This is a genomic window from Pseudophaeobacter sp. 1A16562 (assembly GCF_041008785.1).
Lineage (GTDB): Bacteria > Pseudomonadota > Alphaproteobacteria > Rhodobacterales > Rhodobacteraceae > Phycobacter > Phycobacter gallaeciensis_A.
The window spans coordinates 85,178-108,759 of the sequence record NZ_JAXGFT010000001.1; the positions used below are offsets into that span (position 1 = coordinate 85,178).

23 protein-coding genes are annotated in these 23,582 nt (G+C 62.9%); 8 read left to right on the plus strand and 15 right to left on the minus strand.

The window, feature by feature from the left end:
- Positions 1-5: 5 nt before the first annotated feature.
- From folP to SM764_RS00415, 7 genes are all read right to left on the minus strand, one after another.
- Complete coding sequence (gene folP, locus SM764_RS00385) at positions 6-1,004, minus strand: dihydropteroate synthase (RefSeq protein WP_368947160.1); 999 nt, start codon at positions 1,002-1,004, stop codon at positions 6-8.
- Complete coding sequence (locus tag SM764_RS00390) at positions 1,001-1,921, minus strand: dihydroneopterin aldolase (RefSeq protein WP_065272728.1); 921 nt, start codon at positions 1,919-1,921, stop codon at positions 1,001-1,003. The genes folP and SM764_RS00390 overlap by 4 nt, the downstream gene beginning before the upstream one ends.
- Before the next feature lie 148 nt (positions 1,922-2,069).
- Positions 2,070-2,717 (minus strand): cell wall hydrolase, encoded by a 648-nt coding sequence (locus SM764_RS00395; protein WP_065272727.1) that lies wholly within the window; start codon positions 2,715-2,717, stop codon positions 2,070-2,072.
- A gap of 169 nt (positions 2,718-2,886) precedes the next feature.
- Positions 2,887-5,451, minus strand: a complete 2,565-nt coding sequence (locus tag SM764_RS00400) for a putative PEP-binding protein (protein ID WP_065272726.1) — start codon at positions 5,449-5,451, stop codon at positions 2,887-2,889.
- Positions 5,452-5,687: 236 nt separating this feature from the next.
- Entirely contained in the window at positions 5,688-7,913 is a 2,226-nt protein-coding gene (gene glyS / locus SM764_RS00405) for a glycine--tRNA ligase subunit beta (RefSeq protein ID WP_369000736.1), read from the minus strand.
- A gap of 82 nt (positions 7,914-7,995) precedes the next feature.
- Positions 7,996-8,520 (minus strand): DUF6446 family protein, encoded by a 525-nt coding sequence (locus SM764_RS00410; protein WP_369000737.1) that lies wholly within the window; start codon positions 8,518-8,520, stop codon positions 7,996-7,998.
- Positions 8,521-8,534: 14 nt separating this feature from the next.
- Positions 8,535-9,494 carry a glycine--tRNA ligase subunit alpha gene (locus SM764_RS00415; protein ID WP_065272723.1) on the minus strand — a complete coding sequence of 320 codons (960 nt, stop codon included), beginning with the start codon at positions 9,492-9,494 and terminating at the stop codon, positions 8,535-8,537.
- A 253-nt stretch (positions 9,495-9,747) separates the two neighbouring features.
- Here SM764_RS00415 and SM764_RS00420 point away from each other — a divergent pair, with 253 nt between their 5' ends.
- A complete protein-coding gene (locus tag SM764_RS00420; RefSeq protein WP_369000738.1) occupies positions 9,748-11,514 on the plus strand; it encodes a trypsin-like peptidase domain-containing protein in 1,767 nt (588 codons plus the stop codon).
- 86 nt (positions 11,515-11,600) lie between these two features.
- Here SM764_RS00420 and SM764_RS00425 read toward each other — a convergent pair whose 3' ends face one another.
- From SM764_RS00425 to SM764_RS00440, 4 genes are all read right to left on the minus strand, one after another.
- Positions 11,601-12,242 (minus strand): SDR family oxidoreductase, encoded by a 642-nt coding sequence (locus tag SM764_RS00425; protein ID WP_274827773.1) that lies wholly within the window; start codon positions 12,240-12,242, stop codon positions 11,601-11,603.
- Between the two features lie 12 nt (positions 12,243-12,254).
- Positions 12,255-12,773: a DUF1178 family protein gene (locus SM764_RS00430; RefSeq protein ID WP_274831279.1), complete on the minus strand. Its 519-nt coding sequence runs from the start codon at positions 12,771-12,773 to the stop codon at positions 12,255-12,257.
- A 50-nt stretch (positions 12,774-12,823) separates the two neighbouring features.
- Positions 12,824-13,303: an NUDIX hydrolase gene (locus SM764_RS00435; protein WP_274827771.1), complete on the minus strand. Its 480-nt coding sequence runs from the start codon at positions 13,301-13,303 to the stop codon at positions 12,824-12,826.
- 100 nt (positions 13,304-13,403) lie between these two features.
- Entirely contained in the window at positions 13,404-13,901 is a 498-nt protein-coding gene (locus tag SM764_RS00440; RefSeq protein WP_274827770.1) for a GNAT family N-acetyltransferase, read from the minus strand.
- An 89-nt stretch (positions 13,902-13,990) separates the two neighbouring features.
- On the opposite strand from SM764_RS00440, the gene SM764_RS00445 reads away from it, so the two are divergent.
- The gene (locus SM764_RS00445) at positions 13,991-14,596 is read left to right on the plus strand and encodes a flavin reductase family protein (RefSeq protein ID WP_368947165.1); all 606 of its coding nucleotides are present in this window, start codon (positions 13,991-13,993) and stop codon (positions 14,594-14,596) included.
- A gap of 8 nt (positions 14,597-14,604) precedes the next feature.
- Positions 14,605-15,246 (plus strand): CatB-related O-acetyltransferase, encoded by a 642-nt coding sequence (locus SM764_RS00450; RefSeq protein ID WP_065272718.1) that lies wholly within the window; start codon positions 14,605-14,607, stop codon positions 15,244-15,246.
- Positions 15,247-15,536: 290 nt separating this feature from the next.
- Here the strand turns inward: SM764_RS00450 and SM764_RS00455 are convergent, their stop codons facing one another.
- From SM764_RS00455 to SM764_RS00465, 3 genes are all read right to left on the minus strand, one after another.
- Positions 15,537-17,180, minus strand: coding sequence for a SulP family inorganic anion transporter (locus tag SM764_RS00455; protein ID WP_369000739.1), 1,644 nt, complete (start codon positions 17,178-17,180; stop codon positions 15,537-15,539).
- A gap of 106 nt (positions 17,181-17,286) precedes the next feature.
- Positions 17,287-17,604, minus strand: coding sequence for a DUF2938 family protein (locus SM764_RS00460; RefSeq protein WP_369000740.1), 318 nt, complete (start codon positions 17,602-17,604; stop codon positions 17,287-17,289).
- A complete protein-coding gene (locus SM764_RS00465) occupies positions 17,585-17,812 on the minus strand; it encodes a hypothetical protein (RefSeq protein WP_369000741.1) in 228 nt (75 codons plus the stop codon). The genes SM764_RS00460 and SM764_RS00465 overlap by 20 nt, the downstream gene beginning before the upstream one ends.
- Positions 17,813-17,867: 55 nt before the next feature.
- Between SM764_RS00465 and SM764_RS00470 the strand changes: the two genes are divergently transcribed.
- The 5 genes from SM764_RS00470 (at position 17,868) to SM764_RS00490 (ending at position 21,993) form a co-directional block, all read left to right on the plus strand.
- A complete protein-coding gene (locus SM764_RS00470; RefSeq protein ID WP_369000742.1) occupies positions 17,868-18,278 on the plus strand; it encodes a helix-turn-helix domain-containing protein in 411 nt (136 codons plus the stop codon).
- Positions 18,279-18,417: 139 nt separating this feature from the next.
- A complete protein-coding gene (locus SM764_RS00475; RefSeq protein ID WP_065273734.1) occupies positions 18,418-19,284 on the plus strand; it encodes an S-methyl-5'-thioadenosine phosphorylase in 867 nt (288 codons plus the stop codon).
- 182 nt (positions 19,285-19,466) lie between these two features.
- Positions 19,467-20,006 (plus strand): adenine phosphoribosyltransferase, encoded by a 540-nt coding sequence (locus SM764_RS00480; RefSeq protein ID WP_065272715.1) that lies wholly within the window; start codon positions 19,467-19,469, stop codon positions 20,004-20,006.
- Between the two features lie 213 nt (positions 20,007-20,219).
- Positions 20,220-20,699, plus strand: coding sequence for a fasciclin domain-containing protein (locus tag SM764_RS00485; protein WP_274827765.1), 480 nt, complete (start codon positions 20,220-20,222; stop codon positions 20,697-20,699).
- Between the two features lie 67 nt (positions 20,700-20,766).
- Positions 20,767-21,993, plus strand: coding sequence for an MFS transporter (locus SM764_RS00490; protein ID WP_065272713.1), 1,227 nt, complete (start codon positions 20,767-20,769; stop codon positions 21,991-21,993).
- A 122-nt stretch (positions 21,994-22,115) separates the two neighbouring features.
- Here SM764_RS00490 and SM764_RS00495 read toward each other — a convergent pair whose 3' ends face one another.
- The gene (locus SM764_RS00495; protein WP_369000743.1) at positions 22,116-23,543 is read right to left on the minus strand and encodes an FAD-binding oxidoreductase; all 1,428 of its coding nucleotides are present in this window, start codon (positions 23,541-23,543) and stop codon (positions 22,116-22,118) included.
- Between the last annotated feature and the right edge of the window lie 39 nt (positions 23,544-23,582).

The following is a 23,582-nucleotide window of genomic DNA, read 5'->3' on the forward strand; positions in this document are numbered from 1 at the left end:
CTGTTTCAGCGCACAGCCTGCCACAGGCGCACGGCCTGCGCGGTCTCTGCCACGTCATGCACGCGCAGGATCTGAACGCCCTGCGCCAGACCAGCCAGCCCGACAGCGATTGATCCCGGCGCGCGGGCATCTGGTGCAGGTGCCTGACCGATCTTGCCGATGAAGCCCTTGCGCGACACGCCCAAAAGGATGGGACAGCCAAGACCATGAAACAGGCTAAGATTACGCAGCAGGGTCAGGTTGTGCTCCTGCGTCTTGCCAAAGCCGATGCCGGGATCGATGACGATCCGGTCCCGCAGAACCCCAGTCGCCTCGAGCCGGTCCACCTGCGCCGCCAGAAAGTCATAGACGTCCAGCAGCACATTTTCATAAACCGGGTTTTCCTGCATGGTGGCGGGATCGCCCTGCGCATGCATCACGCAGACCGGCACCCCGGCCTGCGCCGCCAGCGGCGCCAATGCGGCATCAAAGGTAAATCCCGACACATCGTTGATCAGCCCGGCCCCGGCCTCCAGCGTTTCCGCGGCGACCTCGGCCTTGCGGGTGTCGATGGATATGGCCACCTGCGACGCCTCGCGGATGGCGGCAATCACCGGCGCGGTGCGGGCGATTTCCTCGTCCTCGGGGATAAAATCCGCGCCGGGGCGGGTCGATTCGCCGCCCACATCGATGATCGAAGCGCCTTCCTCGACCATCCGCAGGGCGGCAGCGCAGCCTGCCTCTACCCCGCTGTGGCGGCCGCCGTCTGAAAAACTGTCCGGGGTGACGTTCAGAATCCCCATGACCTGCGGCTGGGTCATATCAAGACCGGCAATCGCAGCGCGGCGGCCACTCAGCCGGTGACAGATGTCTTCCGGGATAAGCCCTGCTGGAATAAGGCGCGGCGGCGCATCGCGGCTCAGCACCTCTGCCTCGGAAAACCACAGTGAAGATCCGCCCGCCAGGGGCACCGCCCCTTCGGGGCGGAGGTCTCCGTGCTGCACCAGCGGGCGGTAATACATCACAGTGTGGTTTGCTCCATATCGACGGCGCGCAAGGGCACCTGCGGATCGGCTGGCAGGTCCGCACCGATCACGATCATCTCTCCTGCTTCGAATGTTGCCGCAAACCACGAGGCAAGCGCAACCGCTTCGGCAGGGGCAGCCGAGGGACCATCGACGGCATCCAGCACGATCTTGGACGGGGCCCAGACGCAGATCTGGCCGTTTTTCATCGCCCAGTCCAACTCGGTCCGGGTCGCCACCACAACGCAGCGGTGGTCCTTGGCCGCCAGACGCCAGGCGTTCTGCTCGATCGCCAAAAGGTCGATCCGGCGCTGGGTCATCTTGTGGCCGGTCTGCGGCACCGCAAGAGGATGCGCGCCGACACAAAGGATCAGCGGTCGTTGACGACACTCCATCTGATCGATCCAGCCGGTCAGATTGTCGCTGTCGATGGCCTCATTGGACAGGTACATCAGGCGCGGATGCGGGACTTCGCCTTCGTCCACCGTGTGCGTGACCTGATCCTTGGAGCGGACGATTTCCACCCCCAGCGCCCCCGGCCCACGGTCCAGTTTCTCCACCCGTACGAAACAGCGGATCGCCTGCGGTTCCAGCAGGACCCGTTCGGCCACGCGTTCGGCCAGAGTTTCAAGGAGGTTCAGCCGCTCGGCGGCCAGTTCATAGGCGATTGCCTCAGTCACCTTGTCATAGGACAGGATGCGGTCGACATCATCATCCAGATCCGCAGGCAGCGGCGCCACTTCGACCACCACATTGAAACAGATCCGCTGAGTGGTGCCGCGCTCGGCCTGAAAGGCGCCGATTTCCACTTCGACCAGGTGATCCCGCAGCGAGATCCGGTCCAGAGGACCACCGCTGGCGGTCGCGATCGACCGTTCCGAAGGGTGTTCAAATGCGAGACGGATTTCTGAGGGCATGGCTGCGGGCCTTTGTCTGGCGGTATCAAAACGTACGGTGTCCACCGTACATCTGTCTCCCCGTCCATAGCAGGCCCGCATGCGCCGTACCAGCGACCGAAACCGCCTTTACGGCGATCCGGTCGGTGCAATCACCCTTGCTGCCCGATCACTCGCTGGAAGCGGTGCGGAACCGGTCGTCACGGTAGAACTGGTGTACGCCAATCCGTGCGGTTTTGGTGAAATGGCTGCTCCAGCGCGGGCGCACTGCGGTGGTGTGGTAATAGGTGGCGCCCTTGGTCAGACCGGTATCAACACCGTCAAGAACCAGACGGGCCACCTTGGCCACGCGTTCAAAGGCACGTTTTTCGCGAATGACTTCTTTATGGCCATCGCAGGTATAGGTGAACTGGCACTGATAGCGGCGGCCGGTTCCCTGATTGATGACACCGCAGAAGCTGCCGGGGAACTGGCTGCTTTCAACGCGGTTGCGGATCACCTCGGCGACGGCGAACTGGCCTTTGACAGTCTCGCCGCGTGCTTCGAAATAGAGCGCCTCCGCGAGGCAGGCAAAGTTTTCGCCGCCAGTCGCCTTGGGTTGTTCGTCGAGCCATGCACGGGTGAACCGCAGGTCCTTTACATCCGGCTTGGATGGGGTACGCTTGAACCCGAAAAATCCGTTCAGGCGGCGTGTGGGCACGGCGTTCAGGGTGGACTGTTCGCGTTCGAACAGAGACTTCAGGCCAGTCTCGGCATGGGCCATGGGTGACGTGACCGTCAGGGCCGCCAGAGTGGCAGCCAGCGTCAGGAGTTTCATCTACAGATCCTCGTTTGTCAGCTCGCGCACGGCCTCCCCAGGTTGCGCGGTGGCAGGCTCTAAACGAATATCCGCAGATCGTCCACCTATACGAATGGTCAGGTCCCTGTGCGCCCAGTAGGGAACCGCCCAAATGGACCCAGCCAAAACTGTCTGAAATCGAATTTTATTAAGTCTTTACGTAGGTTGGAGCGGCCTTGCCGATCTTCTCTCCAATCGCCAGCTGCGCCGCAGCCAGACGCACCACCGGAACGCGGAACGGAGAGCAAGACACGTAATCAAAGCCCGCCTCACGGCAAAAGGCAATCGATTCGGGGTTGCCGCCGTGTTCACCGCAGATCGACAGAGTGATATCTGCGCGCCCCGTGCGCCCCCGCTGCGCGCCAAGTTTCAGCAATTCTCCGACCCCGTCCACGTCCAGAACGTGGAACGGATCCTCTGGGAAGACGCCCTGCTGCACGTAGTTCGACATGAAACGGCCCGCATCATCGCGCGACAGACCATAGGCCATCTGCGTCAGGTCGTTGGTTCCGAAGCTAAGAAACGCCGTATGTGGCGCGATCTCTTCGGCGCGCAAGGCAGCGCGCGGCGTTTCGACCATGACGCCCAGACGGTAATCGAACTTCTGACCGCGCTCGGCGCTGACGGCCGAGGCCACCGCATCGATGCGCGCCTTGACCAGTTCCACCTCGCGTTTGGCCGAAACCAGCGGAATCATGATTTCCGGCACCACGGGAGCCCCGTCCTTGGAGGCCTCGAGCGTGGCCTCAAAAATGGCGCGGGCCTGCATATCGTAGATTTCCGGCACTGTGACCCCCAGCCGTACACCGCGCAGACCCAGCATCGGATTGTACTCGTGCAGTTCCTCCACCCGCCGGGTGACATCGCTGACGGGAATGCCCAGCGCCTCGGACAGCTCACGCTGACCGGACAGCGATGTGGGCAGGAATTCGTGCAAGGGCGGATCGAACAGCCGGATGCAGACCGGCAGCCCCTCCATAATCCGGAACAGCTCGCGGAAATCGTCCCGCTGCATCGGCAGTAGTCGGGCCAGAACCGCCGCCCGTCCGGACGAAGTTTCGGCAAAGATCATCTCGCGCATCACGGTCAGCCGACCGGGATCAAAGAACATATGCTCGGTCCGGCACAGCCCGATGCCTTCGGCCTTGAAGTTGCGCGCCGTCTGGGCGTCGGCAGGCGTATCCGCATTTGCGCGAATTCCCATGTCGCGCGCCTCGTCCGCCCAGGTCAAAAGGGTCTGGAAGGCATCGTCCTGCGCCGCCTCCAGCATTTCCGGCTCACCGGCCAAAACCTGACCGTTGCTGCCATCGATGGTGACGGTGTCACCGGCCTTGAAAACCCGGCCGTCCGTGGCCACTAGCTGTTTTTGCTTGGTCAGGAACTTCATGTTCGAGGCGCCAACGATACACGGCACTCCCAGCCCCCGGCCGATCACCGCTGCGTGGCTGGTCATGCCGCCCCGTTCGGTCAGCACTGCGACGGCCGCATGCATGCCGCGAACATCTTCTGGCGAGGTTTCACGCCGCACCAGAATACATGGCTCACCGCGCGCGGCGCTGGCCTGTGCTTCGGCCGCCGTGAACACGAGCCTGCCTGTCGCAGCGCCTGGGCTAGCCGCGATCCCGGCACCAATCACATCCCGTTCGGCCGTTGGCAGCACCTGCCGGTGCAAAAGCTCGTTCAGGGCATGGGCGTCGACCCGCATCACCGCCTCGTGCGGGGGGATGATACCATCCTGCGCCAGCGCTACCGCGATCCGTACTGCCGCCTGCGCCGAGCGTGCCACCCGCACCCCGTCGAGAATATGCACGTCGTCGTCCTGAATGACGAATTCCACCTGCATTTCTTCGCGCAGCCGACGCCGCATCAATCCGGCATAGGATTTCAGATCGGCAAAGGCCGTGGGCGCCAGTTCCTCAAGCGAGGGACCCCGGGCGTCCTTTTCCAGAAACAGCGCGCGCGCCCCGGCGCCCAGCGCCTCGCGGCCCTGCGACTGGCTCAGGTAACGGCCGGTGAGCTGCGGCTTACCGGTGCGGCTGTCGACCAGCTGCAACACGCCAGAGCCGCATTCCCCCTGCCCCAGCCCCGGAATCATCTCCTGCACCACAAGACCCAATCCAGCATCCGCCGGAGCGCCCTTGGCCTGGCGCAACAGCCGTGCCGAGGTGCCTTCCCAGGCACGCGCCATCGAGCGCAAAACGGCCGCCAGTTGCTCAGCCGGATCCTGCGGAAAGGGCTCATCCGTCTCCGCCTCATAGGCCATCAGCGTTTCGCGCAGCGCATCCGGGCCGCCATCCTCGACATCGTCAAAGGCGTCCGGGTCCAGCCGCGCCACATGCACCGCATAGGATTGCACGAACCGCAAATACAGACCCGCTGCTGCCTCTTCTCCAAGCCGATTGCACAGCCCTTTGCAGCGGTCCTCGTTCATACCGATGTTGAGGATCGCCCCCGGCCCACCCCAATCCGGATCTTCGGATGAGGGCCGTACGCAGAGCAGCGCATCGGTTGGAAACTCCGACAGGATGGCGCTGATATCCGGCATATCTCCCGCGGCGATTTCGTGCACCGCATCAAAAGACAGGGCAACGGTGCGCGGCACCGGCAGATCCAGCCGGACCAAGCGCTGCAGACATTTGGCGCGCCCGCCATGACTGGAGGTCGCAATTGGGGCTGTCTGGGTGATCAGCGTGGCCAGGGGCGCATCGGGCATTGTCTATCCTGAACTTTCTGCACTGCGGCACTCACAGTTTCCTAGCAGCATAAGCCGCCTTTGCGCTCCTGCAAGAGGAGAACAGAAGAGAAGCCCATGCAACGCCATATTTTCCTGACGTTATCCACGCCGAGCCGGGTGCCCTGCGAAGACCCTGCCGCCTCCTACGAAAAACGCCGCGCAATCAGCGCGGCGTTTACTATAGTTTCATCCGGGCTTGATGCTCGGGATGCCGTTCAGCCTTCCAGGCGGGTCAGGTCAGCCACCTGGCCACAGACCGCGCGGATCTGGTGCAGCAGGTTCAGCCGGTTACGGCGCACGATTTCCTTGTCCGAATTGACCTGCACCGCTTCGAAGAAGGCGTCGATCGGCGCCCGCAGCGCCGCCATGCCGCCCATGGCGGCCGCGAAATCTTCGGCCTCGATGGCCGAGGAGATCGCCCCCTCGCCCAGTTCAAGCGCATCGAACAGCGCAATCTCGCTGTCGTCCTCGGCGAATTTCTTGTCGGCGCCAAAGGAGTATTCGACCCCGTCCTTCTCTTCGGCCTGGGACAGGATGTTATTGGCGCGTTTGAAGCCCTGCAGCAGGTTCTCGCCATCCTCGGTCTTGAGGAAGGCTTCCAGCGCCCGGGCGCGTTTCACCAGCAGTGTCAGATCGTCGTTGCCGTCCATGGCAATACAGGCATCGATCACATCGTGGCGGATACCCTGATCGCGCAGGAACACCTTCAGCCTGTCATGGAAGAACGTCAGCAGATCGCGCGACACATCCGGCAGGCTGTCCTTCAGCTCTTCCATATGCTTGGGCAGATCGCCGTCAAAGGCATCCAGGACTGTGCGCACTGCGGAGCCGAAGACGCCATGTTCGGCGATTTCCTTGATCATGTCGCGCATCAGCCCGGCCGATACAGCGTCATCGCCGTTCTGTTCCAACTCGTGGCGCAGCAGATGGGTGTCGATATGCTGGTCCAGCGGCGTGCGGATGTCATTTTCCAGCACCAGCCGGATGACGCCCAGCGCCGCGCGGCGCAAAGCGAAGGGGTCTTTTGACCCGGTGGGTTTTTCATCGATGGCCCAGAAACCGGTCAGCGTGTCCAGCTTGTCCGCCAGCGCGACCGCGACCGAGATCTTCTCACTCGGCACATCATCCGACGGGCCAAGCGGAGAATAGTGCTGTTCGCAGGCATTCGCCACTTCTTGCGGCAGACCCGCGGCCTCGGCGTAATAGCGGCCCATCAGGCCCTGAAGCTCAGGGAATTCATAGACCATTTCCGACGACAGATCCGCCTTGGCCACGCGAGCCGCCTGTTCGGCCAGATCCGCGTCGGCGCCCAGCACCGGTGCCAGCTCGCGGGCAAGCGCGGCAATCCGCTCGATCCGCTCGGCCTGGGTGCCCAGCTTGTTGTGGAAGGTCACGTTCGACAGCGCCTCGGTCCAGGAGGACATACCCTCTTTGGCCACGCGCAGATCGTTCTCCCAGAAGAATTTCGCATCGGCCAGACGCGCCGACAGAACCTTCTGATTGCCCGCCAGAATGGTGGCGCCGTGATCGGCGGTTTCGCGGTTGGCAACGGTAACAAAGCCTTCGATCCGGCCCGTCTTTGGGTTGCGGACCGAGAAGAACTTCTGGTGCTCCTTCATCGAGGTCTGCAGCACCTCGGGCGGCAGCTCCAGAAAATCGTCGTCGATCTTGCCCATCAGGACCACTGGCCATTCCACAAGACCCGCGACTTCGGTCAACAGCCCCTTGTCCTCGACCACCTCAAGACCACCAGCGAAGGCTTGGTTGGTAGCATCATGCCAGATCGCTGCCTCGCGTTCTGCCGGGTGCAAGATCACGTAAGCGCGTTTGAGCTTGGCGGAATAGTCCTCAAAACCGGTGACGGTAAAGCTGTCCGGCGCCATGAAGCGGTGGCCCCGGGTGCTGTCGCTCGCCTTCAGGCCTTCGATTTCAAACGGCACCACCTCGGCGCCGCCCTCATCCGACAGGATGCAGAGGATCGATTGCAGCGGACGCACCCAGCGCAAGGAACCAGCGCCCCAGCGCATGGATTTCGGCCAGGGGAAGTTGCGGATCGTCGTCTCCAGCACCTCGGCGATGATCTCTGCCGCCGGGCGACCGGGTTTTTCGATAGTGGCGAAATAGACGGCGCCCTTTGGCGTCTCGCGCTCTTCCAGCTGATCACGGGAAATTCCGGCACCGCGCAGGAAGCCTTCGACGGCCTTGTCCGGCGCGCCGACCTTGGGGCCCTTGCGCTCGTCGCGCAGGGTGGGGCTTTCGGCCAGCAGACCATCGACAGCAAGGGTCAGACGGCGCGGTGTCGACAGGGCATGGGCGGCGGCATAGGTCAGACCGGCCTCGACCAGACCGTCGGTCATCCGTTTTTTCAGATCCGCCGCCGCACGCGCCTGCATACGGGCCGGGATTTCTTCGGAAAACAGTTCAATCAGCAGATCGGGCATTCCAGGTCCTCGGGGGTAGATGCGCCGGTGGCGCGAAAAATCTTCAGTCAGTGCAGCAGCCCCGGATGGGCTGACAGATGGTTTACTCGTCCCGCTCCGGGCAGGCGCCCTCCACCACAGAGGTGCCATCATAGGTTTGTTTGCCGCAATCGTTCATATCGTGCCAGACAAAGCCCTGTCCCTGATCGGTGATCGCCACGATGCGATCGACACCATAGGAAATGTTCTTCACTGAAACGAAAGCGGTGGCAGTACCTTCCTCAAGCGCCGTGCCCAGCGCTTCGGCGTCGAAACAGTCGAACCAGCCCGGCGCATTGCGCGGCACGGTCTGCTTGGAGGGGGTGAATTCCGCTGCCAGATCCTGCCACGTCAAATCGGTCGTGAAGCAGGCCCGGTAGCGGATCGGAGAGCTGTCCGCGTCGATGGCCTGGAAATCATCATAGGCGATCGGGCGCGGCTCGCTGCCATCAAGTGGCAACAGCACCACGTCGCGGCCCGGTTGCGGCGCGACCTCTTCATAGAAGCCATAGACCTGAAGATAGTACATGGCGCCGCCCGCCACGAGCGCGGACAGTCCAAGAATGATCGCAAGAACCTTGCCTAGCATGGCGTCTGTCCCCTTCAGGCGGCCTGTCCGCCAGCGGCTGTCTGCACAAAGGCATCGGCGCATTGCTTGGCCAGCGCCCGAACCCGGCCGATATAGGCTTGGCGCTCGGTGACCGAAATCACCCCGCGCGCATCCAGCAGGTTAAAGATATGGCTCGCCTTGATGCATTGATCATAGGCCGGATGCGCCATGATGATACGCTTGCCGGTCTTGGGGTCGTCATGCGCCTGCGACAGGATCGTGTTGCACTCCGCCTCGGCCTCTTCGAAATGGCGCAGCAGAACCTCGGTGTTGGCCACGTCGAAGTTCCAGCGGGCGTATTCCTCTTCGGTCTGCTTGAACACATCGCCATAGGTCAGCGGGATCGGCGCATTCGGATCATTGAAAGGCATATCCATCACGTGGTCGATACCCAGAACATACATCGCCAGACGCTCCAGACCGTATGTCAGCTCACCCGACACCGGCGCGCAGTCATGACCGCCGACCTGCTGGAAATAGGTGAACTGGCTGACTTCCATGCCATCGCACCAGACCTCCCAGCCCAGCCCCCAGGCACCCAGTGTCGGGCTTTCCCAGTCGTCCTCAACGAACCGGATGTCGTGCAACTCCATGTCGATGCCGATCGCCTCGAGGCTGCCGAGATAAAGCTCCTGCAGGTTCGGCGGGCTGGGTTTGATCAGCACCTGATACTGGTAGTAATGCTGCAGACGGTTGGGGTTCTCACCATAGCGGCCATCGGTGGGACGACGTGAAGGCTGCACATAGGCCGCAGCCCAGGGCGCCGAGCCTAGCGAGCGCAGCGTCGTGGCCGGATGGAAGGTGCCGGCGCCGACCTCCATGTCATAGGGCTGCATGATAGCGCAGCCCTTGGATGCCCAGTAGGCCTGCAGCCGCAGGATGATTTCCTGAAACGAGCGCGGCGCGTCGGTGGAGGCAGTGGTGGCGGCGGCGCCGCTGGTGGTCTGGGTCATATCAGATCCCTCTCTGGGACATCTCAATAGGGCAGCAAATGCGGGGTTCTTCCTATGCAAGCCCCCGCCGGGGGTCAACGGCTAGTCGCCTTTGAACGGCAAGGTAAGGGATGCTTTGCGCCTCTGGCTGCGGCAAAGGTGATGGTTTGCTGCATCAAGGCACGAATTCCCCCTTCTGCAGGAGTTTTCTTTACCCCATCAAAATGCTTATCTGCGCAACAACAAATTGCCCCATCGGGATAGAGGTCCTGTAATGAAAAGAATAGTCACCGCCCTGCTGCTGGCGCTCAATATGTTTGCATTTGCTCTGGCTAGCCCAGCACAGGCGCAACAAGCCGGACAGGAGACCGTCTGGATCCAGATCGCGGCCCGCCCGTCTCTGGCCGATGCCCAGCAGGAAGCGCAGAGCTATGCCGCGCGACTGCCCGATGTGGCCGGTTTCACCCTTGGCGCAGGTTGGTACGGCATCGTTCTTGGCCCCTATACCCGCCAGGATGCCGAACGGGTCCTGCAGGTCTACCGCAGCGAAGGGCAGATCCCCCGCGACAGCTTCATCGCCTTCCAGGCCAACCTACGCAATCAGTTCTATCCGGTCGGCGCACAGGATCAGGCCACCGCGACGGCTCCGACCACGGCTCCGGCCGTGCCGCAGGTGTCCGAACCTGTTGTTGAATCGCAGCCGCAAATCACCCTGCCCGATGAAACCCCGGCCGAGGCCCGCCGCAGCGAACGCCTGCTGACCCGAGAAGAGCGCGAGGAGCTTCAGATCGCCCTGAAAGCCGCCGGTTTCTATGCTGCTGCGATCGATGGCGCCTTTGGTCGCGGCACGCGCCGGTCCATGTCGGACTGGCAGTCCTTCAAGGGTTTTGAGCCCACCGGCGTTCTGACCACCGCACAGCGTCAGGTTCTGCTGGATGATTACAACGCGCCGCTGATTTCCGTCGGCATGGCCAATGTCATCGATACCGGCGCCGGGATCTCGATGGATATTCCCGCTGGTGAAGTCGCCTTCTCCCGCTATGAATCGCCCTTTGCCCATTACGACAGCCGCGGCTCTTTGGGCGTGCGCGTGCTGATGATCAGCCAGCGCGGCGACAAGAACACGCTGTTCGGTCTTTATGACATCATGCAGACGCTTGAGATCGTTCCTCTGGACGGCCCCCGGCAGCGCGGCAATGACAGCTTCACCATCGAAGGCAGCAACGGGCAGATCGTCTCTCATACCGAGGCCAGACTGCAGAATGGTGAGATCAAGGGCTTCACCCTGATCTGGCCGACCGGGGATGAGGACCGCCGTGCCCGGGTGCTGGCCGCCATGCAGAACAGTTTCCAGCGGCTTGACGGGGTGCTGGACGCCGCCGCAGGCAGCGATGTGCGCCAGAGCGTCGATCTGGTGTCCGGTCTGGAAGTGCGCAAGCCCCGCCTGTCCCGGACCGGTTTCTTTGTCGACCAGAACGGCGCCGTGGTGACGACCTCGGATGTGGTTGCAGGCTGCAGCCGGATCACGCTGGACCATGGCTATCAGGCAACCGTCGCCGCAAACAATGCCGAGGATGGCCTCGCGATCCTGCAGCCTGTCCAGAACCTGGCCCCGATGGCCGTTGCTGGGTTCACCACCCAGACGCCGCGCCTGCAATCCGAAATCGCCGTATCGGGTTTCTCCTACGAGGGCATTCTGGGCGCTCCCAGCCTGACCTTCGGCACCCTAGCCGATATCAAAAGCCTTGATGGCAACAACGGCGTGATCCGCTTGGATCTCGCAGCCCAGCCCGGCGATGCGGGTGGTCCGGTGCTGGATGCCTCTGGTGCGGTTCTGGGCATGCTGCTGCCGCGCGAAATCAAGGGCCGCCAACTGCCCGAAGGCGTCAGCTTTGGCATCAATGCCACCGCGCTGCGCAATGCAATCACGGCTGCAGGGATCGCCAGTGCCGATCAATCCGCCGGCGCCGCGCCCCTGTCGAACGAGGCACTGGTACGCCACGCCAGCGGCATGACCGTTCTGGTCAGCTGCTGGGAGTAACGACGTAGAAAAGACCTGCACATAAAGCAAAACGCCAGAGCCTGACCGCTCTGGCGTTTTCATTTGGCGACACGCGTTGGTTCGGCTCAGAAGGCGTGAATACGGCCATCCCAGGTGTGAAAGCAGCCTGTCGTCTGCAGTGTCAGCACGTCGAATTCATGCATCAACCCAGCCGCCGATTCCTGGACCGAGATATCCCCTTCGCTGCCGCCCATATCAGTGCGCACCCAGCCGGGATGATAGATCCCGACCGAAATACCTTCAGGTTTCAAATCCGTCGCCAGATTGCGCCCGATGTTCAGCGCCGCCGCCTTTGAGGCGCGATAGGCATAGCTGCCCCCTGGGGCGCGGGCATGGCTGGCCATCTGGGAAGAAATGATCGCGATTTTCGGGTTATCCGACAGGCGCAGGTTCGGCAGCAGCGCCTGCACAGTCAGGAACACGCCGGTGACATTCACCGCCAGGGACTTGCTCCAGACCTCAGTGGTGTAATCCTCCAGCGCCATGCCTTTGTCGATATAGACACCAGCGTTGCAGACCAGAAGATCAACCGGCTTGTCGCCCAGGTGGGCGGCAAATCGCGCCTGCTGGCCGGAATCGCAGACATCAAGCCGCACCCCCGAGGAATGATCCCGCGAGGTGCCTGTCACCTCGTGCCCGGCCTCTGTGAGCTGCTTTACCAGCTCCCGGCCAATGCCCCGGCTCGCCCCGGTCACAACTGCGTGCATATGCCTGTCCCTTTAATTCGTTTTTCGCGTCGGACCGAAAGGCAGCGGCAAAACCGGCACCCCGTCCTCGATCAATGCCTTTGCCTCGTCCAGCCGCGCCTCGCCGTGAATTGCCCGTTCGGGCGCATCGCCCAAATGCATGGCACGCGCTTCCGAGACGAAGTCCTTTCCGACGTAGTCCGAGTTCTCCTCGACCTGGCGCCGCAGCTCGCGGAGGGCCTTTTCCTGCTCGCTGGCAGGAGCACTGAGGGCACCTGGCGCCCCCTCCGGCACCTGGGCAGGGACAGAAGCCTGCGGCGAAGCTCCGCCTGCCTGCGCGGACGCGGCGGCGGCATCGGGGTCAGTTGAGGGGGAAACAGACTTGCGACCGGGACGCACATGCGGCGCCATAATGGCCTTCTCCACCTTTTGCGAACCGCAGATGGCGCAGGACACCATCCCGGCGGCGGCCAGTTTGTCAAAGGCAGCAGCCGACTGGAACCAGCTGTCAAAGCTATGACCCTCGGCGCATTTCAGACTATACTGTATCATCTCGTTTCTCGCAGCGGATACTGCCCATTACGCGTTCCCCTCACCTCACTTCAAGAGTTGAAAAGTTCAGAGCCGATCCCATCAGGATCAAACCGGGTAAGAATTTTCTTCAGCGCCTTTTCCTGCACCAGCCCAGCAGCCTTGCGCGGGGATGTCCACGCCCGCTGGCGCTGATGCCGTTCGGGGAACTCATCCTGCAGGGCCGTCACGATGACGGGATAGACCCGCACGACACAGGGCACAGGTGATAATTCGCTGCGCCATTTGTCATAGGTAAACTCGCCCAGGCAGCTGTCCACCGGAACGCCCCGCACGCCCGCTTCCTCCCAGGCTTCAATAGCTGCGGATTCGGCCAGGCTGCGCCCCGGGATCGGCCAGCCTTTCGGCAAGATCCAGCGCCCGGTTCCTCGCGACGTGATCATCAGAATCCGCGGCTTGCCGGTCTTAGTGATGCGAAAACACAGCGCCGCGACCTGGGTTGCGGTCCCCGTCCCCGACTTTGAAATGGCAGACAGAGCGGATCTGTTCAATGTGGCACCACCTGGGCTTGCAGGGTTTCTGTGGATACAGCCCCTATCCTCCTTTCACGATAGCAGAGAAAAGGCCCCCAGTTGAAGCGGGATCGACCGCTTAATCCTGCGTGCGGGTCCAGCGGGTCACATCTCCGTCAACACCGTCCCAGGCATCCGCGATCAGCGCCAGTCCCAGCACCCGGTCGGGGTTGGTGGGCGGCGGCATCAACACGCCCTCAAGCTTCTCGAAGCCGAACCGGCGGTAATAGGGCGCATCGCCCACCAGCATGACGCGCGCCCAGCCAGAATCGGCGGCCCGCGCAAGGCTGTCCCGGATCAGGGACCCGCCCAGCCCCTCCCCCTGGTGGGTCGGGTGTACCGCCACCGGCCCCAGCAACAGCGCATCCGCCGTACCCACATGCACCGGCCAGAACCGGATCGCACCGGCCAGAATGCCCTGCTCATCCCGCGCCACAAGGCTGAGGCCCGAAACCGGCGGAACCCCGTCGCGCAGGCGATAGGAGGACAGCGCCTCACGCCCCGGCGCAAAGCACAGATCATAAAGCGCCTCCACTTCCCAGCGGTCGTCCGGCTGCTCCGGTTTCAGTTCGATCACGCCACTCACGCCTCCGCGAAATCACCCGTAAAGGGGTGGAATTCGCCCTAGCACGGGCCTAAGCATTGAGCAAACAATTGGAGATGCGCATGTTCTACCGCCCCGAAGACGGCCACGGCCTGCCCCATAACCCGTTCAACGCCGTGATCACGCCGCGCCCGATCGGCTGGATCTCGTCCCGCTCGGCTGACGGTGTCAACAACCTGGCGCCCTATTCCTTTTTCAACGGCGTCGCCTATACCCCGCCGCAGGTGATGTTTGCCTCCACCGGCAGCAAGGATGACCAGGACAACACCAAGGACAGCATGGCCAATATCGAGGAAACCGGCGTCTTCTGCGTCAATATCGTCTCCTACGCCATGCGCGATGCGATGAATGCCAGCTCGCAGACCTTGGGCAAAGAGGTCGATGAATTCGCCCATGCGGGTCTTACCGCCGAGGACTGCCAGACCATCAATTGCGCCCGCATTGCCGGTGCCCCCGCCGCGCTTGAGTGCAAGCTGACCAAGATCGTGACGCTGCCCGGAGTCTCCAACCGCGTCGCCTTTGGCGAAGTGACCGGCGTGCACCTGCGCGATGACTGCATGAAGGACGGCATGTTCGACGTCACCACATTTGAACCGCTGGCCCGCCTTGGTTACCGCGATTATTCCCGCGTGACCGAGGTCTTCTCGCTGGCCCGCCCCGACGACTGAGCCCCATCATGCCCCTTCCCGATCCCGGCCTGCGCCACCCGATCATCCTGCCAGACGGCACGCCCCATGCGGGCACCGTGATGCTGTCGCGCGCGGTGGACCATCCCAATTTCCAGGTGGGCGACTACAGCTATGCCTCGGATTTCGATCCGCCAAAGGACTGGGCGTCGCATCTGGCGCCCTACCTGTTCCCCGGTGCCCGCGAAAGGCTGGTGATCGGACGCTTTTGCCAGATCGCCCATGGCGCGCGTTTCATCACCGCCTCGGCCAACCACGGGCAGGACGGGCTCAGCTGCTACCCCTTTCCGGTCTTCGACCCCGCGCAGATGGCAGGTTTTCAGCCCGACACCCGCGATACCGTGATCGGTAATGACGTCTGGATCGGCTATGGCGCGATAATCCTGCCCGGTGCGCGCATCGGCGATGGCGCCATCATCGGCGCAGGCGCTGTGGTGCGCGGCTCGGTTCCGGCCTATGGCATCGTCACCGGCAATCCCGGACGCGCCGAGCGCTTTCGCTTTTCAAAACCCCAGATCGCGCGGCTTCTGGCCCTCAAATGGTGGGACTGGCCTGTCGATCTGATCCTGCGCGCCGAGCCTGCGCTGCTGTCCGGCGATCTCGATATGCTCGAAAGCCTCGCGCCCGACTGACACCTGCCCAAGCTGCTGCTTCGGAGCCGCCCTCGACGCAAGCCTGCGGGCACGAAGCCGGACCAAGTGCAAGCCAAATTGCCGAGGTTCCGCGCCCCAAACAGGGGCGTGGATACGGCCATTTTGCTTGTCGCGCGGGACAGGGTTCGTGACAGACAGGCCGCGCGTGGGCGGATCCGGGGCTGCTGCTTTGGTGAGCCCGAGACTGCTTTCTTAATACCCTACACACATCAAAAAGGGGCCTCCGCATTCGGAGGCCCCATTCTATTTTCCAGACTTGACCCAGACGGTCAGTGGCCGCCCAGAACCCCGGTCTTGACCGAGTAATCCACCGCCAGCGCGTATTCCGGATCATCGTCGCTGTCGACCATCAAGTGGCCGGCCTTGGACAGGAGCTGGTGGCAATCACGGCTGAGGTGACGCAGCACGATGGTCTTGCCCTCCTCCTCGTACTTTCCGGCCAGCGCCTCGATCGCCTGCAGAGCAGACTGGTCCACCACCCGGCTGTTCGCAAAATCGACGATCACACGCTCGGGATCGCCTGCCACGTCGAAGAGCTCGATGAAACCATCGGTGGAGCCAAAGAACAGCGGACCTTCGATTTCATAAACCTTCGCACCCTTGTCGCTGGCGGATTCGCGGGTGCGGGCGTGAATGCGGCGCGCGTTGTTCCAGGCATAGGCCAGCGCCGAGACGATCACCCCGACCACCACGGCGATGGCAAGGTCGGTCATCACCGTCACCACCGTCACCAGCACGATCACAAAGGCATCCATCAGCGGCACCTTGGTCATGATCTTGAGACTGTTCCAGGCGAAGGTGCCGATCACCACCATGAACATCACGCCCACCAGCGCCGCCAGCGGGATCTGTTCGATCAGCGGCGAGGCAACGACGATAAAAGTCAACAGGAACAGCGCCGCCGCGATGCCCGCAATCCGGGTGCGGCCACCCGATTTCACGTTAATCATCGACTGGCCGATCATGGCGCAGCCGCCCATGCCGCCAAAGAAACCGGTGACGATATTCGAGGTGCCCTGCGCGATGCACTCCTGGCTGGCACCGCCGCGCTTGCCGGTGATTTCGCCCACCAGGTTCAGCGTCAGCAGGCTTTCGATCAGACCAATGGCGGCCAGGATCACCGCATAGGGCAGGATGATCTCAAGGGTTTCCAGATTGAACGGCGCCAGCGCAGTCCCATAAAGGCCAATGCCATTACCAAAGGGATTATGAAAGGCCGGAAAGCCGCCTTCGATCGAGGCCAGATCGCCGACCCGCGGTACATCCAAGCCCAGTGCGATCACAAGGATTGCCACGATGCCAATGCCCGCCAGCGGCGCCGGGATCACCGAGGTGATCTTGGGCGTGCCCCAGATAATCGCCATGGTCAGGGCCACCAGCCCCAGCATCATATAAAGCGACAGGCCGGACAACCACTCGGTGCCACCGCTGCCGGGGACCTTGAACTGCGTGAGCTGCGCCAGGAAGATCACGATGGCCAGACCGTTCACAAAGCCCAGCATCACCGGATGCGGCACCAGACGGATGAATTTACCCCAATGCATCACCCCGGCGATCACCTGCAGGATGCCCATCAGCACCACGGTCGCAAAAAGATACTCGACGCCGTGTTCCGCCACCAGCGCCACCATGACCACCGCAAGCGCCCCCGTCGCCCCCGAGATCATGCCGGGCCGTCCGCCGATCAGCGCCGTGATCAACCCCACCATAAAGGCCGCATAAAGACCCACCAGCGGGTGCACCCCGGCGACAAAGGCAAAAGCCACCGCCTCGGGGACCAGCGCCAACGCCACGGTCAGCCCCGACAACAGCTCGGTGCGCACGCGGCCCACGGACCAGCCCTCGTCCTGCATGATGGATAGGTTCGGCGGGGAAATACGATTGGCCAAAAGGGCCATGGCGGCGCGTTTCATCAAGAATACCTGCGGTTGGAGGAGGTCACGTTGTGGCCCGCCCCTAGCTGAAACTGGCCTTGGGGGCAAGGCTCGTGATCCGATCTGACCTCCTCTCGCCATTTGGTTAGTGGGCTGAAATCACCTGCAATAGCGCACTGCCCAAAAACAGACCAAACCCAAAAAGACCATGCGTGATCAGACTGTTCAATCGAGCGCGCCACGGAAAGGCTGTCTTGCGGGCGGCAAATCCCAAACCCATTGCGGGCTGCAACAGGCAAAAGGGCAAGACCACCGTCAATACTCCGTAGCCAAGCGTTAGACCAAAGGCGGGTGCCTGAAGCCATCCTGCGCCGACTATGCCGCACAGGCCGAAGGCTAGCGCGCCCCCAACCGCATAGTGAAACATCCAGCCCAGCGCGGTTTCAAAACCCCTTGGGGGCATCTTCTTTCCCCCCGGCGCCCAGCATCAGGCATCCTTGGAAAAGACCCAACACCCAGCGCGCGACAAGTCCCCAGTTCGGCCCCGGCACGCCCATCCAGCGTCCTCGCGCCCATGCTGCGACATCAATCAGCGCAGTTGCAACGCCCCCAACGAAAGTGACCTGCCAGATCAGGCTCCAATGCATCTCCATAATTTGCTCCTGTTTCATAACTCAAACTGCTAGAGATCTGAGGTGTGCAAATTCAAGCCAGCTTGAGGTCAAGATGAAATCCCTGGATATCGCCGAGGTTGCCCGGTGCAGCGGCGTCAAACCCTCTGCCCTGCGATACTACGAAGATATCGGCCTGATCCGCGCCGACAGCCGGAAGGGATTGCGACGTCAGTATGACGACAGCGTTCTGGACCGGCTCGCGCTCATTGCCATGGGACGGGCCGCCGGGTTCAGCCTGCAAGAGATAGGCGCCATGCTGGGCAATGCAGACGGGTTCGATCTGGACCGCCAAAGACTGCACGCGCGCGCAGATGAGGTCGAGCAGCGCATCCGAAAGCTCCGTGTTCTGTCCCGTGCGCTGCGCCATGTGGCAGAATGCACTGCTCCGGACCACAGTCAGTGCCCCACCTTCCGGCGCATGATGGACAGCGCCTTGACCCGCGCATCGACACCAAAGCGCTGACCTCTCGCACGGGATTACCTGCGCGCCCAGCCCATCCGGTTTCGGCATCGTGAGACAGCGGGGCTTGCCAAAAGGGCGCCGTCTTGCGCATACCCAAGAAGCAACATCAGCAGGAGAATAGGACGTGACCAAGGACACCATGATCGCCGTCATCGGCGGCTCCGGCATCTACGATATCGACGGGCTGGACGGGGCCGAGTGGGTCAGCGTTGAAACCCCCTGGGGTACGCCCTCGGATCAAATCCTGACCGGCACGCTGGACGGCGTGAAAATGGCCTTCCTGCCGCGGCATGGGCGTGGCCACGTGCATTCCCCGACCGAAGTGCCCTACCGCGCCAATATCGACGCGCTGAAACGGCTGGGCGTTACAGATGTGTTTTCCGTCTCTGCCTGCGGGTCTTTTCGCGAAAACATGGCGCCGGGCGATTTCGTCATCGTCGATCAGTTCATCGACCGCACCTTTGCACGGGAAAAATCCTTCTTCGGGACCGGCTGCGTCGCCCATGTCAGCGTCGCCCACCCCACTTGCGAGCGGCTCAGCGATGCGGCCGAGGCGGCAGCGCGCGATGCCGGGATCACCGTGCACCGCGGCGGCACCTATCTTTGCATGGAGGGGCCGCAGTTCTCCTCGGTGGCGGAAAGCAAGATGTACCGCGAAAGCTGGGGCTGCGACGTGATCGGCATGACCAACATGCCCGAGGCCAAACTCGCCCGCGAAGCAGAGCTGTGCTACGCCTCCATCGCGATGGTGACAGATTATGACAGCTGGCACCCCGACCACGGCGCCGTGGACATCACCGAGATCCTGGCCACGCTACAGGGCAACTCCAGCAACGGGCGTGAACTCGTGCGTCGCCTGCCAGGCATTCTGGGCGCCGAGCGCGCGCCCTGTCCGCATGGCTGCGACCGGGCTCTTGAATACGCCATCATGACCGCTCCCGAGAAACGCGACCCTGCGGTTCTGGCCAAACTGGATGCGGTGGCAGGCCGCGTGCTCAGCGCCTGATCGCCCTCCAATCGTCTTGGGTCCGCTCACCGCCGCTCTGCGGCACCGGGCGGCCCAGGATCGCAAGGTTTTCCTTGCATGGGCGGCGCGCTTCGGCCAAACCCCGTGGCGGCTCCGGTGCCCCTTTACCGGTCCGGGCCGCACCCATCCGCGCCATCCGTTCCCGCAAGCAGGAGCCTTCCATGCCCAAGAAAACCGCCGTCAAAGACTACATCCGCACCATCGTCGATTTCCCGCACGAAGGGATCATGTTCCGCGATGTCACCACCCTGTTCGCCGATCCGCGCGGGTTCCGTATGGCCATCGACCAGATGCTGCACCCCTACGCCGGTGAGCGGATCGACAAGGTCGTGGGTCTTGAGGCGCGCGGGTTCATCCTGGGCGGCGCCATCGCTCACCAGCTGAGCGTCGGCTTTGTGCCGATCCGCAAGAAAGGCAAGTTGCCCGGCACCACCATCAGCGAAGAATACCAATTGGAATACGGCGAAGCGATTGTCGAGATCCACGACGATGCCATCCAGCCCGGAGAAAAGGTGCTGGTGGTCGATGATCTGCTGGCCACCGGCGGAACCGCAGGCGCCGGGATCAAGCTGATCGAGCGGCTGGGGGGCGAGATCATCTCCTGTTCCTTCATTGTCGACCTGCCCGATCTGGGCGGCCGCAAGAAGCTTGAGGATCTCGGAATGGACGTCCACGTCCTGTGCGAATTCGAAGGCGACTGAACCGGCCCGCGCCGAAACAGGGTCACGGATCACTCACAGCCTGATCACGTTTTGTTGATTGGAAATCATGACGCCGCCGGGCTTAGCTCCGGCGGTTTTCTTGTCAAACCCCTCCCGGCGAAAACCCGCTTCATCCGGACCGCCTCCTCTGCCGTAGGTCTCACGATGCCTCACGAAAGGTGTCGCACAACCGAAACACATGAGGAGACCAAGATGTTCCGCAAGATGATGACGACCACCGCAGCCACGCTGTTCATGGCCGGAGCGGCCTTCGCAGGCGGTCATTCCAAGGATATCGTCGACACCGCTGTCGGCGCCGGAGACTTCAACACCCTGGTCGCCGCCGTCAAAGCCGCCGGTCTGGTGGACACGCTGAAAGGCGAAGGTCCTTTCACCGTCTTCGCCCCGACCGATGCCGCCTTTGCCGCCCTGCCCGAAGGCACGGTCGAAGACCTGCTGAAGCCCGAGAACAAGGAAAAGCTGGTGTCGATCCTGACCTACCACGTGGTGCCGGGCAAGGTGATGTCCGGTGACCTTACCGACGACATGAGCGCCGCAACCGTGCAGGGCAGCGCGGTGATGATTGATCTCGACAAGGGTGTGATGGTCAATGATGCCAGCGTGGTCACCGCCGATATCGAGGCCGAGAACGGCGTGATCCACGTGATCGACAAGGTCATCCTTCCGAAGTAACCGCAGACGCGAATTCGTGATGGCGAATTCAGTTGCAGCCCGCCGGCACGCGCCCTAGCGTGCCGGCATGAACACTGCCGCGATCCTTGACAGCCGCTATTCCTGGCTTCGACTTCTCATCACCCTGGCCATTGCAACCGTGGCCAATGTGGGTATGTGGGCGATCATCGTCATCATGCCCGCCGTCGAAGCCGAATTCGGCTCCGGGCGCGCGGCCTCTTCCATGCCCTATACGCTTACCATGGTGGGTTTTGCCCTTGGCAACCTGCTGATTGGGCGGCTGGTGGACAGGTTTGGCATTACCCTCGCGCTGATTGGCGCCGTTGCCGCGACGGCTTCGGGCTATGTGCTCTCTACCTTTGCGCCGACGATGGCGGTTCTGTCTCTCACACACCTGCTTCTGGGTCTCGGCACAGCAGCAGGTTTCGGCCCTCTGATCGCAGATATCTCGCACTGGTTCCTGCGCCGGCGCGGTATCGCCGTGGCGCTGGTGGCCAGCGGCAATTACCTCTCCGGTGCGATCTGGCCGACGCTGCTGGCCGGGCTGTTGGAGAGCGGCGGCTGGCGCATGGTCTATTTTGCCCTGGCCGCGATCACCGTTGCCGTGGTGATCCCGCTGGCGCTGCTGCTGCGCCGCCGTGTCCCGGCCGAGGCCTATGCCGCCTCTGATGCAGCCTCGGCGCTCAATGCGCGCAGCACCGGCATGTCGGCGCGCACCCTGCAATGGCTGCTGGGGCTGGCCGGGATCGGCTGCTGCGTCGCCATGTCGATGCCCCAGGTGCATATCGTTGCCTATTGCGTCGGCCTTGGCTACGGGCCTGCAGTGGGGGCGGAGATGCTGTCGCTGATGCTGCTGGGCGGTGTGGTCAGCCGGATCCTTTCAGGCCTTGCGGCGGACCGGCTCGGCGGCGTGGCGATCCTGCTGATCGGTTCGGTCCTGCAATGCATCGCGCTGTTCTTCTACCTGCCCTTTGACGGCATGGTGCCGCTTTATCTGGTGAGCGCACTGTTCGGCCTCGCGCAGGGGGGCATCGTGCCCAGCTATGCGCTGGTGGTGCGCGAATACATGCCCCCGAAAGAGGCCGGCGCGCGGGTCGGCTTTGTGATGATGATGACCATCCTCGGCATGGCTCTGGGTGGCTGGATGTCCGGCTGGATCTACGACGTGACCGGCAACTACCAGATGGCCTTCATCAACGGCATTGCCTGGAACGGGCTGAATATCCTGATCATCGGGTACCTGCTGATGCGCAGCCGCCCGCAGAAACCGTCGGCCACTCCCAGCATCGCCTGACCCTTCACCCGCGCCCTGCCGAACGGTGCGCCCTGCGCACAGCGGGCTTTGCCCGCTGCCGGACCCAAAGCTGTGAGCGTTCTGGCAAAACCAGATCCTTCGGGCGCAGGAGAGCTACGTTGTCAGGTGCCCTGCCGCAACACCGCGCCGGGATTCATGATGCCATGGGGATCGAGCGCCGCCTTAATGGCGCGCATCGCTGCCAGTTTTACCGGATCGCCATAGCGCTCCAGATCGCCGGTTTTCATACGCCCGATGCCGTGCTCAGCGCTCATCGACCCGTCGAATTCGGCCACCAGATCATGCACCGTGCGTTTCACATCCTCGCGCAGGTGTTCGTACTCCTTGCGCGTCTTTCCCGCCGCCGGGAAGACGTTGTAATGCAGGTTGCCATCGCCCAGGTGGCCAAAGCAGTTGATCCGCATATCGCCCTCTCCCAGCCGCGCAATAGCCTCTCCGCCGCGCGTGATGAAATCCGGAATTTCCGAGATCGGCACCGAAATGTCGTGGCTGGAAATCGCGCCGATTAGACGGTTGGCCTCGGGGATCGTCTCGCGCACCGTCCACAGGGCCTCGCGCTGCGCCGCCGACTGGGCAATCACCCCGTCCTGCGCCAGATCGGCCTCCAGCGCCGCCTCGAACAGGTCCGCAAGCGCCTCTTCCGGGTCCAACCCGCGCGCCAGCCCCAGTTCAATCAGCACGCACCATTCCGGTGCCTCGGCAAAGGGTTGGCGTACCTGCGGCATGGTTTCTGCCAGAAACGCCAGCCCCTGCCGGTGCATCAGTTCAAAGGCGCTGATCCCTTCGCCCAACTGGTCACGCGCCAGCGACAGCAGCGCAATTGCCGCCTGCGGCGATGGCACCACAAAGACCGCCGTGCCCTGCGCCGCCGGGATCGGTGACAGTTTCAACGATGCCGCAGTGATGACGCCCAGAGAGCCTTCGGAGCCGACCAGAAGATTGCGCAGATCGTAGCCGGTGTTGTCCTTCCTGAGGCGCGACAGCCCGTGCCAGATATCTCCATTGGGCAGCACCGCCTCCAGCCCCAGGCACAGATCGCGGGCATTGCCATAGCGCAGCACATTGACCCCGCCTGCATTGGTCGCAAGGTTGCCGCCAATCCGGGCCGAGCCTTCGGCGGCCAGCGACAGTGGGAACAAGCGTCCGGCCTCAGTCGCGGCCGCCTGCACATCGGCAAGGATCGCGCCCGCTTCGGCAATCAGCACGTTTTCCGCGGGGTAGACGCCGCGGATCGCGGTCATCTTTTCCAGCGACAGCAGTAAGGGCGCCGGGCCTTCCGGCATTACCTGACCGCCGACCAGACCGGTACCGCCGCCATAGGGGACCACCGGCACCCGCGCCTCATGCGCAGCGCGCACCAGCGTTGCGACCTCTTCGGTGGAGTGCGGCAGGGCCAGCAACCCCGCCTGCCCCTGATACCTTCCACGCGGCTCTTCCAGATAACGCGGATCGGCAGGGCGCAAAACGCCCTCGGGCAGTTGATCGGCAAGGCGGGCGGCAAAGGCGGAATCGGCAGAATTCAGTGTCATGAAACCTGCATGTCCAATTGCGCCTCTCAAGGCAAGACT

Excerpts from the sequence above, each read along its gene's own strand:
- SM764_RS00460 (WP_369000740.1), bottom strand. The coding sequence starts at position 17,604 with ATGCCCCCAAGGGGTTTTGAAACCGCGCTGGGCTGGATGTTTCACTAT.
- SM764_RS00400 (WP_065272726.1), bottom strand. The coding sequence starts at position 5,451 with ATGCCCGATGCGCCCCTGGCCACGCTGATCACCCAGACAGCCCCAATT.
- SM764_RS00465 (WP_369000741.1), bottom strand. The coding sequence starts at position 17,812 with ATGAAACAGGAGCAAATTATGGAGATGCATTGGAGCCTGATCTGGCAG.
- SM764_RS00495 (WP_369000743.1), bottom strand. The coding sequence starts at position 23,543 with ATGACACTGAATTCTGCCGATTCCGCCTTTGCCGCCCGCCTTGCCGAT.
- SM764_RS00415 (WP_065272723.1), bottom strand. The coding sequence starts at position 9,494 with ATGACCCAGACCACCAGCGGCGCCGCCGCCACCACTGCCTCCACCGAC.
- SM764_RS00390 (WP_065272728.1), bottom strand. The coding sequence starts at position 1,921 with ATGCCCTCAGAAATCCGTCTCGCATTTGAACACCCTTCGGAACGGTCG.
- SM764_RS00485 (WP_274827765.1), top strand. The coding sequence starts at position 20,220 with ATGTTCCGCAAGATGATGACGACCACCGCAGCCACGCTGTTCATGGCC.
- SM764_RS00410 (WP_369000737.1), bottom strand. The coding sequence starts at position 8,520 with ATGCTAGGCAAGGTTCTTGCGATCATTCTTGGACTGTCCGCGCTCGTG.
- SM764_RS00470 (WP_369000742.1), top strand. The coding sequence starts at position 17,868 with ATGAAATCCCTGGATATCGCCGAGGTTGCCCGGTGCAGCGGCGTCAAA.
- SM764_RS00395 (WP_065272727.1), bottom strand. The coding sequence starts at position 2,717 with ATGAAACTCCTGACGCTGGCTGCCACTCTGGCGGCCCTGACGGTCACG.
- SM764_RS00430 (WP_274831279.1), bottom strand. The coding sequence starts at position 12,773 with ATGATACAGTATAGTCTGAAATGCGCCGAGGGTCATAGCTTTGACAGC.
- SM764_RS00480 (WP_065272715.1), top strand. The coding sequence starts at position 19,467 with ATGCCCAAGAAAACCGCCGTCAAAGACTACATCCGCACCATCGTCGAT.
- SM764_RS00420 (WP_369000738.1), top strand. The coding sequence starts at position 9,748 with ATGAAAAGAATAGTCACCGCCCTGCTGCTGGCGCTCAATATGTTTGCA.
- SM764_RS00455 (WP_369000739.1), bottom strand. The coding sequence starts at position 17,180 with ATGAAACGCGCCGCCATGGCCCTTTTGGCCAATCGTATTTCCCCGCCG.
- SM764_RS00450 (WP_065272718.1), top strand. The coding sequence starts at position 14,605 with ATGCCCCTTCCCGATCCCGGCCTGCGCCACCCGATCATCCTGCCAGAC.
- glyS (WP_369000736.1), bottom strand. The coding sequence starts at position 7,913 with ATGCCCGATCTGCTGATTGAACTGTTTTCCGAAGAAATCCCGGCCCGT.
- SM764_RS00490 (WP_065272713.1), top strand. The coding sequence starts at position 20,767 with ATGAACACTGCCGCGATCCTTGACAGCCGCTATTCCTGGCTTCGACTT.
- SM764_RS00425 (WP_274827773.1), bottom strand. The coding sequence starts at position 12,242 with ATGCACGCAGTTGTGACCGGGGCGAGCCGGGGCATTGGCCGGGAGCTG.
- SM764_RS00445 (WP_368947165.1), top strand. The coding sequence starts at position 13,991 with ATGTTCTACCGCCCCGAAGACGGCCACGGCCTGCCCCATAACCCGTTC.
- SM764_RS00475 (WP_065273734.1), top strand. The coding sequence starts at position 18,418 with ATGATCGCCGTCATCGGCGGCTCCGGCATCTACGATATCGACGGGCTG.